General features: G+C 70.8%; 10 protein-coding genes. 4 read left to right on the plus strand and 6 right to left on the minus strand.

Annotated elements, in window-relative coordinates; all coding sequences use genetic code 11:
* Position 1: 1 nt before the first annotated feature.
* The 4 genes from ACQEWB_RS40760 to ACQEWB_RS40775 all read right to left on the minus strand — a co-directional run bounded on the left by ACQEWB_RS40760 (position 2) and on the right by ACQEWB_RS40775 (position 6,411).
* Positions 2-3,685, minus strand: a complete 3,684-nt coding sequence (locus ACQEWB_RS40760; protein ID WP_432840367.1) for a nitrate reductase subunit alpha — start codon at positions 3,683-3,685, stop codon at positions 2-4.
* A gap of 85 nt (positions 3,686-3,770) precedes the next feature.
* Positions 3,771-4,577: an SAM-dependent methyltransferase gene (locus ACQEWB_RS40765; protein ID WP_432840369.1), complete on the minus strand. Its 807-nt coding sequence runs from the start codon at positions 4,575-4,577 to the stop codon at positions 3,771-3,773.
* A gap of 41 nt (positions 4,578-4,618) precedes the next feature.
* Positions 4,619-5,482 (minus strand): helix-turn-helix domain-containing protein, encoded by an 864-nt coding sequence (locus ACQEWB_RS40770; RefSeq protein WP_432840371.1) that lies wholly within the window; start codon positions 5,480-5,482, stop codon positions 4,619-4,621.
* Positions 5,483-5,592: 110 nt separating this feature from the next.
* A complete protein-coding gene (locus ACQEWB_RS40775; protein WP_432840373.1) occupies positions 5,593-6,411 on the minus strand; it encodes a helix-turn-helix domain-containing protein in 819 nt (272 codons plus the stop codon).
* A 130-nt stretch (positions 6,412-6,541) separates the two neighbouring features.
* Between ACQEWB_RS40775 and ACQEWB_RS40780 the strand changes: the two genes are divergently transcribed.
* Both ACQEWB_RS40780 and ACQEWB_RS40785 read left to right on the plus strand, forming a co-directional pair.
* Complete coding sequence (locus tag ACQEWB_RS40780) at positions 6,542-6,847, plus strand: 4a-hydroxytetrahydrobiopterin dehydratase (protein WP_432840375.1); 306 nt, start codon at positions 6,542-6,544, stop codon at positions 6,845-6,847.
* A gap of 5 nt (positions 6,848-6,852) precedes the next feature.
* Complete coding sequence (locus tag ACQEWB_RS40785) at positions 6,853-7,602, plus strand: class I SAM-dependent methyltransferase (protein ID WP_432840377.1); 750 nt, start codon at positions 6,853-6,855, stop codon at positions 7,600-7,602.
* Here ACQEWB_RS40785 and ACQEWB_RS40790 read toward each other — a convergent pair.
* Together ACQEWB_RS40790 and ACQEWB_RS40795 are read right to left on the minus strand one after the other, a co-directional pair.
* Positions 7,580-8,047 (minus strand): hypothetical protein, encoded by a 468-nt coding sequence (locus ACQEWB_RS40790; RefSeq protein WP_432840379.1) that lies wholly within the window; start codon positions 8,045-8,047, stop codon positions 7,580-7,582. The genes ACQEWB_RS40785 and ACQEWB_RS40790 overlap by 23 nt on opposite strands.
* Positions 8,044-8,523, minus strand: a complete 480-nt coding sequence (locus ACQEWB_RS40795; protein ID WP_432840381.1) for a hypothetical protein — start codon at positions 8,521-8,523, stop codon at positions 8,044-8,046. Before ACQEWB_RS40795 ends, ACQEWB_RS40790 begins: the two co-directional genes overlap by 4 nt.
* A 77-nt stretch (positions 8,524-8,600) precedes the next feature.
* Here ACQEWB_RS40795 and ACQEWB_RS40800 point away from each other — a divergent pair, with 77 nt between their 5' ends.
* The gene (locus ACQEWB_RS40800) at positions 8,601-9,536 is read left to right on the plus strand and encodes a helix-turn-helix transcriptional regulator (protein ID WP_432840383.1); all 936 of its coding nucleotides are present in this window, start codon (positions 8,601-8,603) and stop codon (positions 9,534-9,536) included.
* A 54-nt stretch (positions 9,537-9,590) separates the two neighbouring features.
* A complete protein-coding gene (locus ACQEWB_RS40805) occupies positions 9,591-11,468 on the plus strand; it encodes a rhamnogalacturonan lyase (RefSeq protein WP_432840385.1) in 1,878 nt (625 codons plus the stop codon).
* The last annotated feature ends 28 nt before the right edge of the window (positions 11,469-11,496 follow it).

Consider the following 11,496-nt stretch of genomic DNA (forward strand, 5'->3'; position numbering starts at 1 on the left):
ATCAGTACTCGACCTCCTGGCTGCGACGGCGGATGACCGTCACCTCGTCGCGCTGGTTGCCCGTGGGGCCCAGGTAGTTGAAGGCCCAGCTCAACTGGGCGTAGCCGCCCACGAGATGGGACGGTTTGAGGATCAGGCGGGTGAGTGAGTTGTGGATGCCGCCGCGCTTGCCGGTGGTCTCCGTCCTGGGGACGTTGACCGTGCGCTCCTGCGCGTGGTGCATGTAGACCGTGCCGGCCGGCATGCGGTGCGAGACGACCGCGCGGGCCACGACCACGCCGTTGCGGTTGACCGCCTCGATCCAGTCGTTGTCCGCCACCCCGATCGCGTCCGCGTCCTGCGGGGACATCCAGATGCTCTGGCCGCCGCGGGAGAGGGCGAGCATGAACAGGTTGTCCTGGTACTCGGAGTGGATGGACCACTTGTTGTGCGGTGTGAGGTAACGGACCGTCACTTCCCGTTGCCCGTCCGGCCCGAGCTGTGGTTCGCCGAAGAGCTTGTTCATGTCGAGCGGCGGCCGGTAGACGGGGAGTGCCTCGCCCAGCTCGTGGATCCAGTCGTGGTCCAGGAAGAAGTGCTGGCGGCCGGTGAGCGTGTGCCAGGGCTTCAGATGCTCGGTGTTGAGCGTGAAAGCGGTGTAGCGGCGGCCACCGGACTCGCTGCCCGACCACTCGGGCGAGGTGATGACCGGCACTGGGGCCGCCTGGGTGTCGGCGTACGTGATCCGCTTGCCCTCGTGCTCGGCCGCCAGGTGGGCCATCTCCTGCCCGGTGCGCTCCTCCAGGGTGTGGAAGCCCTGGGTGGCGAGGCGGCCGTTGGTCGTGCCGGACAGGGCGAGGATGGTGTTCGCCGCCTTCACGGCCGTGTCGAGGGAAGGGCGGCCCTGGTACGCGGTGCCGTTCAACTGCCGTAGATGCTCGACCTCTTCGTCCGGTCTGAGGGCGATTCCCTTGGCGGGCAGGCCGAGTTGCTCCACCAGCGGTCCGAGCGCGGTGAACTTCGCGCCGATCGCGGTGTAGTCCCGCTCCACGACCACCAGGTTCGGCATCGTCTTGCCGGGCACCGCCTCGCACTCGCCGCGCTTCCAGTCCAGGACCACGCCGCCCGGCTGGGCGATCTCGCCCGGGGTGTCGTGCTGGAGCGGGGCCGCGACCAGGTCCTTGCGCACGCCGAGATGGTCGACGGCCAGCTCGCTCAGCCGCTCCGCCAGCACCTTGAAGGTGTCGAAGTCGGTGCGCGCCTGCCACGGCGGGTCCACGGCCGGGGTGAAGGAGTGCACGTAGGGGTGCATGTCGGTGGAGGACAGGTCGTGCTTCTCGTACCAGGTCGCGGCGGGGAGGACGACGTCCGACAGGAGCGTCGACGAGGTCTGCCGGAAGTCCAGGGACAGCAGCAGGTCGAGCTTGCCCTCGGGGGCCTCGTCCCGCCAGGTGACGTCACGAGGGCGCTCGTCGGGCTCGGCCTCCTGGGCGCTCAACGACGAGTGTGTGCCCAGGAGATGCCTGGTGAAGTACTCGGCGCCCTTCGCCGAGGAACCGAGCAGGTTGGCTCGCCACAGCGTCAGCACGCGCGGCCAGTTCTCCGGGGCGTCGGGGTCCTCGCAGGCGAACTTCAGTGTCCCCGCGCGCAGTTCGGCCACCGCCTTCGCCACCGGATCGCCGAATGCCTCACCCAGCTCCAGCGGATTGCGGTCGAAGGTCGGGTAGGAGGGCATCCAGCCCGAACGGGCCGACAGGGCGAGGCAGTCCGCGCCGGTCATGCCCTTGAACCGGCCCTCGCCGAGCGGCGAGGCGAGCACCTCGGCCGTGAACCGGTCGTAGCGCCACTGGTCGGTGTTGAGGAACCAGTAGGCCGCCCCGATCATCTGGCGCGGTGGACGCGACCAGTCGGACCCGGCAGCCAGCGTCGCCCAGCCGGTCACCGGGCGGCACTTCTCCTGGCCGACGTAGTGTGCCCAGCCGCCGCCGTTGCGGCCCTGGCAGCCGGTGAGCTGGAGCAGGGCAAGGAAGGAGCGGTAGATGGTCTCGGAGTGGAACCAGTGGTTGGTGCCCGCGCCCATCAGGATCATGCAGCGGCCCTTGGACCGCTCCGCGGTCCGCGCGAACTCCCTTGCGATCTTTACGCACTTGGCGGCGGGGACGGACGTGTGCGTCTCCTGCCAGGCGGGCGTGCCGGGCGCCTCGGAGTCCTCGTAGGAGGTGGGCCAGCCGCCCGGGAGGCCGTCGCGGGCGACGCCGTACTGGGCGAGGAGCAGGTCGAAGACGGTCGTCACCAGCGGGCCGCCCGCGCCGCCGAGCCGGGTCGCCGGGACGCCGCGCCGGACCACGTCGCCGCGGCCCTGGCCGTGCTCGCCGCCCTCGGTGTCGAAGCGGGGGAGCAGCACCTCGACCGGGCCGGACGCCTCATGGCCGTACAGGCTCAACTGCGGGTCGATCGGGCCGAGTTCGAGGTTCCAGCGGCCCTTGCCGGAGTCGGTCCAGCGGAAGCCGAGGGAGCCGTTCGGGACGACCGCGCGACCGCTCACCCCGTCCAGGACGACCGTCTTCCACTCGGCGCCCTCGCCGGTCTGGCCGAGGTCGGTGGCGCGCAGGAACTTCGACGGGACGTGGGAGCCGTCCTTCTCGGTGAGCGTGACCAGGAAGGGCAGGTCGGTGAACTTCCGTACGTAGTCCGCGAAGAACGGGGTCTCGCGGTCGACGAAGAACTCCTTGAGGATCACATGCCCCATCGCGAGGGCCAGCGCTCCGTCCGTGCCGGGGTGCGGGTGGAGCCACTCGTCGGCGAACTTGGCGTTGTCCGCGTAGTCGGGGGCGACCACGACCACCTTCTGGCCGCGGTAGCGGGCCTCCGCCATCCAGTGGGCGTCCGGGGTGCGGGTCACCGGGACGTTCGAGCCCCACATCATCAGATACGCGGCGTCCCACCAGTCGCCCGACTCCGGTACGTCGGTCTGGTCGCCGAAGACCTGCGGGGAGGCGACGGGGAGGTCGGCGTACCAGTCGTAGAAGGAGAGCATCGGAGCGCCGATCAGCGAATGGAAACGCGCTCCGGCCGCGTGCGACACCATCGACATCGCGGGGATGGGGGAGAAGCCGGCGATGCGGTCGGGACCGTACGTCTTGATGGTGTGGACGTGGGCGGCGGCGACGATCTCGATCGCCTCGTCCCAACTCGCCCTCACCAGACCGCCCTTGCCGCGCGCCTGCTGGTAACGGCGGCGGCGCTCGGGGTCGTTCTGGATGTCGGCCCAGGCGAGGACGGGGTCGCCGGTGCGGGCGAGAGCCTCGCGGTACAACTCGAGCAGGACGCCGCGGACGTACGGGTAGCGCACCCGGGTCGGGGAGTACGTGTACCAGGAGAAGGCGGCCCCACGCGGGCAGCCGCGCGGCTCGTACTCGGGCCGGTCGGGACCGACGCTGGGATAGTCCGTCTGCTGGGTCTCCCAGGTGATGATGCCGTCCTTGACGTACACCTTCCAGCGGCAGGAACCCGTGCAGTTCACGCCGTGCGTGGAGTTCACGACCTTGTCGTGGCTCCAGCGGTCCCGGTAGAAGGCGTCCGCCTCACGCCCGCCGACCTTCCCGATGCTGTGCATGTCGGGGGCCGCCGTACCGGAGCGAAAGAACTTCCCGGCGCGCAACAGCGCCGCTCCCGGCTCGGTGGGCGGTATCCGTGTGTCGGTCACGTCCGGCGCTCCCTTGCTCACCCTGTGCTTCGACGCTAGGGGTGAGCAGGGGGAAGCACCTGTTCAGGGGGCCGTACGGGTGGTGTCACACCTTGCGCGCGACCCCCGCGTACACCGGCACGATGCCCTCCGACTGCACTGCCACGTCCTCCGGGTCCGGGCGCCAGCCGGATACCGGGATCACGCCGGGGCCGAGGAGTTCCAGGCCGTCGAAGAAGCGGTAGAACTCGGGGAGCGGGCGGGGGTAGAAGGGGGTGCCGCTTCTCGCGAAGAGTTCCTTCGCCTTGGCCACGCCCTCGGGGCTGAGGTCCTGGGTGACCTGGGACAGGATCAGGAAGCTGCCCGGGGCGAGTACGTCGACGTACCGCCTGACCAGGCCGTACACGTCGTCCTCCGCCTCGCCCAGGTAGTGGGTGAGCGCGACCAGGGACAGCGAGACCGGCTGTCCGAGGTCCAGGGACTCGCCGGCCAGGCGCAGGATCGTCTCGGGGTCGCGGACGTCGGCGTGGATGTAGTCGGTGCTGCCCTCCGCGGAGCTGTTCAGCAGAGCCTCGGCGTGCCGCAGCACGATCGGGTCGTTGTCGGCGTACACGACCCTCGACTCCGGCGCCGCGGCCTGGGCCACCTGGTGCAGGTTGGGCTCGGTGGGGATGCCCGTGCCGATGTCCAGGAACTGCCGGATGCCCGCCTCGGCCGCGGCCCGGACGGCCCGGTGCATGAATCGGCGGTTGGCGCGCGCCCCGCGCACCGCGGTGCCGTCCGCCGCCAGGATCCGGCGGGCGAGTTCCTCGTCCACCGGGTAGTTGTCCTTGCCGCCCAGCCACCAGTCGTACACCCGGGCGGGGTGCGGGCGGCTGGTGTCGATCTGCGGTGCGGCGTCGGATCCGGTCATGCGTGTCTTCCCCTCCAGATGGACAAGGTGCGGCGCCCTGCTCAGAAGTCCTCGCGGTACTCCCGCAGGATCTTCTTCGTGCGCTGGGCCGACGCGGCCCGCGCGGTCATGTGGTCGAGGACCTCCAGATGTGCGGAGACCTCCGTGCGCGAGTCGAGGTACAGCGCCCCGGTCAGGTACTCGGTGAAGACCATGTCGGGCAGTTCCGGCTCGCCGAAGCGGAACAGTGTGAAGGGCGCGTACGTCCCCGGGTGGGGGCCGTCCCTGAACTCGGCGACCTGGAGCGTGACCCGGTCCCGCTCGGCGAAGTCGAGGAGCTTGTCCAGCTGGTCCCGCATCACCTCGCCGCGGATGCTCACCGGCCGCTTCAGCACCGTCTCGTCCATGATCACCCACAGGTGGGGCGGGTCCGGGCGGTCCAGCAGGGACTGCCGGGCCATCCGCAGGGAGACGTGCCGTTCGATGAGGTCGGGACCGGTCTGGCCGATCGTTCCTGCTTCCATGACGGCACGCGCGTACTCCTCGGTCTGGAGCAGCCCGGGCACGAAGTGCGGCTCGTAGGAGCGGACCAGGCGGGCGGCACCCTCGAGGCTGACGTACAGGCTGAACCAGTCCGGCAGCACGTCGTGGAACCGCTGCCACCAGCCCGGCTGGTTCGCCTCCTCGGCCAGTGCGACGAACGCGGCCGCCTCGTCCTCCTGGACGCCGTACGTCTCCAGCAGCACCTGGACGTACGGGATCTTCAGCGAGACCTCGGCCATCTCCATCCGCCGCACGGTCGCCGGGGCCACCCGCAGCACCCGCGCGGCCTCCTCGCGCTTGAGCCCGGCCGCTTCCCGCAGCTCCTGCAAGCGCTTGCCCAGCACTACCTGCCCCACGGTGGGCGCGGGACGCCGCTCACTCACGTGCCCGCCTCCCCTGCGCGCCACCGAAGTCTGCGCGAAGCAGTGTGTCATGTTCCGCTGTCAGTCTCACGGGGTCGGAGGTGATGCGCTCGCCACGCGCGCCAGGTGGCTCACGGGAGCAGCGACCGGAGGTACTTGACCGTCGCCGGGTCGGCGGGGAGGAAGGTCTCGATCGCCAGCTCGGCGACCGTCACGTCCATGGGGGTGTTGAAGGTGGAGATGGACGAGATGAAGGAGAGGGTGCGGCCCTCGTGGTCGATGCGCATCGGGAGGGCGAAGTGCGGTACGGGGTGCAGTGGTTCGTCGTCCGCGGGCGCGTCGGGGAACGGGTACGCGGCGACCTCCTCGTACAACGTCCGCAGTGGCTCGGAGCGTTGGAGGGCGATCTGGCGTTCCATCTGGTCGAGGAGGTGGCCGCGCCACTCGCGCAGGTTGCGGATGCGGGGGGCCAGGCCCTCCGGGTGGAGGGTCAACCGCATCGCGTTCAGAGGCGGTTGCAGCAGGTGCTCCGGTACGCCGTCCAGGAGCATCGCGATGCCCCGGTTCGCGGCCACCACGTCGTACGTCGCGTCGACCACCAGCGCCGGATACGGCTCGTAGCCCTGGATCAGACGCTCGATGCCCTCGCGCAGCGCGTCCAGGGCCGGGTCGTCCAGCGGGGTCTCCGGGTAGCGCGGGGCGTAACCGGCGGCCAGGAGAAGGGAGTTGCGCTCGCGCACCGGTACGTCCAGGTGCTCGGCCAGCTTCAGGACCATCTCCTCGCTCGGCCGGGAGCGGCCCGTCTCGACGAAGCTGATGTGCCGGGCCGAGGAGTCCGCCCGCAGCGCCAACTCCAGCTGGCTGACCCGCCGTCGCTCCCGCCAGGCCCGCAGCAGCGGGCCGACGCCCTGGCCGGGGGAGGCGGACTTCTCGGTTGCGGCAGTGGTCATACGTACGACGGTAGTCGAGGAGTGCGCACGGGCCGGCCCGGTCATCGGGTCTCCCCTCACTGACCTGGGCCGATGCGGCCCGGCTGTGGGAGTCTGGAGGTGTACCCGACATCCAGGAAGGAGCGCGGTCATGCCCGTCGAACCGCTGTCCCAGAAGGAGATCGAGGACCGGTTGGCCGAGCTGCCGGGCTGGTCCGTCGACGACGGCCGCCTCACCCGTACCTACCGCCTCGGCTCGCACTTCGCCGCGACTGCGATGGTCGTGCACGTCGCCCAGGTCCAGGAGGAGCTGAACCACCACTCCGACCTCACCCTCGGCTACAACACGGTGGCGCTGTCCGTGCACACGCACAGTGCGGGCGGCGCCCTCACCTCGAAGGACTTCGAGCTCGCACAGCGCGTGACGGAGCTCGCACAGGGGCACGGGGCACACTGACGCGCGTGCTCGACTACGACAAGGAAGCCGCCGCCTACGACGCCACCCGCGGCGGCGAACCCAGGGCCGCCGCGGCCGCCGACGCCGTACTCGGCCTGCTCCCGGCCGATGCCGGCCGCCTCCTCGACGTCGGCTGCGGCACCGGCATCGTGACCCGGCGCCTCGCGGCCGGGCTCCCCGCCGCCCGGGTGACGGGCGCCGACCTGACGTACGGCATGGCCCGGATGGCCGCGGCCCGCCTGCCCGGCGCGATCGTCCTGGCCGACAGCCGCGCGCTGCCCTTCCCGGACTCGGCCTTCGACGCCGTGACCAGCGTCTGGCTGCTGCACCTCCTCGACGACCCCGAGGACGTACGGGCCGCCGTCGCCGAGTGCGCCCGCGTCCTGAAGCCGGGTGGCATGTACGTCACCACCGTCGACAAGGCCGCCGCGCACGACGTGGGCAGCGACATCGACGCCGTCCTCGCGGCCCGTCCGCGCCGCCCGGCACCGGACGCCGGCCCGCTGGTGGCCGCGTACGCCGCCGCGCACCGCCTGCATCCGGCCGGACAGACCCGGTTCCCGGGCCGGGGTCAGGGCCGCAGCCCCCGGCGCACCGCGGCCGACCTGCGCCGCGGCTGGTTCACCCAGCTGCCGCCGGGCGACCCGCGGACCGAACGGTTCGCCGAGCGCCTCGCGACCCTGCCCGACCAGGAACGGCCGCGCCCCGACCCGGAGTTCACCCTGCGGGCCTTCAGGAAGCCGTCGGCCGGCTGAAGTCCATGGTCCAGTTGGTGACCCAGGTCTGCCCGTCGTCGACCGAGAACGCCTGCTCCCAATGGGCGGACGTGGGGGACATCCCGGTCCAGACGAACCGCACCTTCACGTCCTTCCCGTCGTGGGTGTCGTCGCCGTAGAACTCCCCGCGGTCGCCGTCGAACCGGCCGAACACCGGCGGGAAGAGCGTGCCGGTGCGGCTCGCGGCCCAGCTCAGGGACCACTGCCGGGTCTCGTGGTCGAACAGCCGCAGGGTCGCGCCCTTCGCGCCCAGCTGCGGCATGTCGATCTCGTCGAGGTTCGCGGCCCCGTCGAACAGCGGCCAGCAGCGGCTCGTGCCCGGGAACTCCACCCAGTCGCTGTCCGGGTCGAGGAAGTCGGTGCGGCGGTGGTTGACGACGTCCCACTCGCCGTGGAAGAAGTCGAAGTCGTGCGGGCTGCTCATGAGCGGTCTCCAGTGGTTCCTGCGGGCAGGGAGTCGGCCAAGTAGGCCTCGATGTCCGGGACTTCGGGCGCGAGCATGTGCCGCACCCAGGCGTCCCGTTCGTGCGTGATCGGCGGCAGCTCCCAGACGCAACCGATCCACGGCAGGGCGGGCTTGATGAAGTTCGTCGGGTCGGCGTCCGGGCACCAGAGCGCCGGCTGCCCGGCGGCGGCGCCTCGGAAGTGGAGCACGTTGTCCCACACCCAGCTATAGGCGTTGATGTAGGCGCCGTCGTCGTTTCCCCGGTGAACGACGACGAACGTCGCGGGCGGAGTGCCGTCCGCCTCCGGCAGCAGCTCCGGGAGGATCTCGTACGCCGCCTTCTCGACGTCCGGCGCGATGCCCGCCGGGTCGGCGGTGACGTGGTAGCGCTTGATGCGCCGCCCCGCCACCTCGATCGGCGGCGGCACGGTCAGGAGTTTCTCCGTGAAGGCCATGAAGGGACGCTAAGACGGCTTCACTGACACCCTCTGTCAGTGGAGTCTGTAATTCTGGAGCGGTGAACTCTGGAGGAGTGAAGTCCAGCCGCCTCGTCTCGATCCTGCTCCTGCTCCAGACCAGGGGCCGGATGACCGCCGCCCAGCTGGCCGAGGAGCTGGAGGTCTCGGTGCGCACGGTCTACCGGGACGTGGAGGCGCTGAGCGCGGCGGGCGTCCCGCTGTACGGCGACGCGGGCCACGCCGGCGGCTACCGGCTGCTCGACGGCTACCGCACCCGCCTGACCGGCCTCACCGCCGGCGAGGCCGAGGCCCTCTTCCTGGCCGGCGCCCCCGGCCCCGCCGCCCAGCTCGGCCTCGGCTCCGTCTTGGCCGCCGCCCAGCTCAAGGTCCGCGCCGCCCTCCCACCGGAGCTGCGCGCCCACGCCGACCGGATCAGCGGCCGCTTCCACCTGGACGCGCCCGGCTGGTACGCGGACGCGCAGGAGGCGCCGTACCTCCCGGCGGTGGCGGACGCGGTGTGGAACAGCCGGGTGCTGCACGTCCTGTACCGCCGCTGGGCCGAACCGACCGACGTGGAACGCCGGTTGGAGCCGTACGGACTCGTCCTGAAGGCGGGCCGCTGGTACGTCGTCGCAGGTCCCGGACCGCGTACCTTCCGCGTCGACCAGATCCTCGAACTCGCCGCCTCCGACGAAGAGTTCACCCGGCCCGACGACTTCGACCTGGCCGCGTACTGGACGGCGTATCAGCGGGACTTCCAGGAGCGGCTGTACCGGGGTGAGGCGGTTGTCCGCCTGGCACCGGGTGTGCGGTTGCCGAGGGCCGTCAACGGCCTTACTGACGAGGATGGTTGGACCGTCGCGACCGTCCCCATTGAGTCGATCGAGCACGCGCATGGCGAATTCCTGCGGCTAGGCGCGGACATCGAGGTGCTGCAACCCGCTGAGCTGCGCGAACGGATCACCCGCACGGTCGCCGAACTGGCCGGAATATACGGCAACTTGACCTGACCCGGCGGCGACCGACGGTACGGAACCCGTCCGTCCTCTCTGGAGGTTCGTCACGTGCAGCACCCGCACCCGCACCGCAGACGCCGAGCCCTCCTCTCGGCGGTGACCACGGCCGCGGCCCTGGTCGCCGCCGGGCTCACCGCGCTCACCACCACCGGCACTGCCGAGGCCGCCACCGCCCGCCAGGTCGAGAAGCTCGACCGGGGCGTGGTCAGCGTCCACACCGACAGCGGCAACCTGGTCAGCTGGCGCTGGCTCGGCACCGACCCGAACGACGTCTCCTTCAACGTCTACCGCGCCGGTACGAAGGTCAACTCGACCCCGATCACCGGCTCCACGAACTACTTCCACGCCGGCGCCCCCGCCCAGGCCGACTACACGGTCCGCGCGATCGTGGGCGGTGTCGAGCAGGCGGACTCGGTCCACGCGATCCAGTTCCGCACGGGCTACAAGGACGTCCCGATCACCCCGCCCGCCGGCGGCACGACCCCCGACGGCGTCGCCTACACCTACGAGGCGAACGACGCCTCCGTCGGCGACCTCGACGGCGACGGCCAGCTCGACTTCGTCCTCAAGTGGCAGCCGACCAACGCCAAGGACAACTCCCAGTCCGGCTACACCGGAAACACGATCGTCGACGGCGTCAAGCTCGACGGCACCCGCCTCTGGCGCATCGACCTGGGCCGCAACATCCGTTCCGGCGCGCACTACACACAGTTCCAGGTGTACGACTACGACGGCGACGGCAAGGCCGAGGTCGCGATGAAGACGGCGGACGGCACGGTCGACGGGACGGGGGCCGTGATCGGCAGCTCGTCCGCCGACTACCGCAACTCGTCGGGCTACGTGCTCTCCGGCCCGGAGTACCTGACGATGTTCAACGGCCAGACCGGCAAGGCGATGCAGACCGTCGACTACGTGCCGGCGCGCGGCACGGTGTCCTCCTGGGGCGACTCGTACGGCAACCGCGTCGACCGCTTCCTCGCCGGGACGGCCTACCTCGACGGCTCCCGCCCCTCCCTGGTCATGGCCCGCGGCTACTACACCCGTACCGTGATCGCGGCCTGGGACTGGCGGAACGGCGCCTTCGCCCGCCGCTGGACCTTCGACACCAACTCCTCGACCAACTCCGGCAAGGGGTACGACGGCCAGGGCAACCACCAGCTGTCGGTGGCCGACGTCGACGGGGACGGCAAGGACGAGATCGTGTACGGCTCGATGGCCGTGGACGACAACGGCAACGGTCTGTGGACCACGAAGAACGGCCACGGCGACGCCATGCACGTCGGCGACCTCGACCCGTCCCGCGCGGGCCTGGAGGAGTTCAAGGTCGACGAGGACAGCTCGAAGCCGGCGTCCTGGATGGCGGACGCGAGGACGGGCCAGATCCTCTGGTCCACGGCTGCCAACGGCGACAACGGCCGGGGCGTCGCCGGCGACATCTGGGCGGGCAGCGCGGGCGCCGAGTCCTGGTCCTCGCACGCGGACGGCATCCGCAACCCGCAGGGCACGGTCGTCGCCACCCGCAAGCCCTCCAGCATCAACTTCCTGTCCTGGTGGGACGGCGACACGGTCCGCGAACTCCTCGACGACACCCACATCGACAAGTACGGCACGTCCGCGGACACCCGCCTCCTGACCGGCTCGGGCGTCCACTCCAACAACAGCACCAAGGCGACGCCGTCGCTGTCCGGGGACATCCTGGGCGACTGGCGGGAAGAGGTCGTCTGGCCGACGACGGACAACACGGCCCTGCGCATCTACTCCACGCCGTACGAAACGACGACGAGGATCACGACCCTCCTCCACGACACCCAGTACCGCACGGCCCTGGCCTGGCAGAACACCGCCTACAACCAGCCCCCGCACCCGAGCTTCTTCATCGGCGACGGGATGGCCACGGCACCTCGGCCGGCGGTGTACACGCCGTAACGAACGAAGAGGGCGCGTGCCCGGCACG

Origin of the sequence: Streptomyces sp. CA-249302 (genome assembly GCF_050936785.1) — a bacterium.
Classification (GTDB): domain Bacteria; phylum Actinomycetota; class Actinomycetes; order Streptomycetales; family Streptomycetaceae; genus Streptomyces.

Excerpts from the sequence above, each read along its gene's own strand:
- ACQEWB_RS40765 (WP_432840369.1), bottom strand. The coding sequence starts at position 4,577 with ATGACCGGATCCGACGCCGCACCGCAGATCGACACCAGCCGCCCGCAC.
- ACQEWB_RS40775 (WP_432840373.1), bottom strand. The coding sequence starts at position 6,411 with ATGACCACTGCCGCAACCGAGAAGTCCGCCTCCCCCGGCCAGGGCGTC.
- ACQEWB_RS40780 (WP_432840375.1), top strand. The coding sequence starts at position 6,542 with ATGCCCGTCGAACCGCTGTCCCAGAAGGAGATCGAGGACCGGTTGGCC.
- ACQEWB_RS40790 (WP_432840379.1), bottom strand. The coding sequence starts at position 8,047 with ATGAGCAGCCCGCACGACTTCGACTTCTTCCACGGCGAGTGGGACGTC.
- ACQEWB_RS40795 (WP_432840381.1), bottom strand. The coding sequence starts at position 8,523 with ATGGCCTTCACGGAGAAACTCCTGACCGTGCCGCCGCCGATCGAGGTG.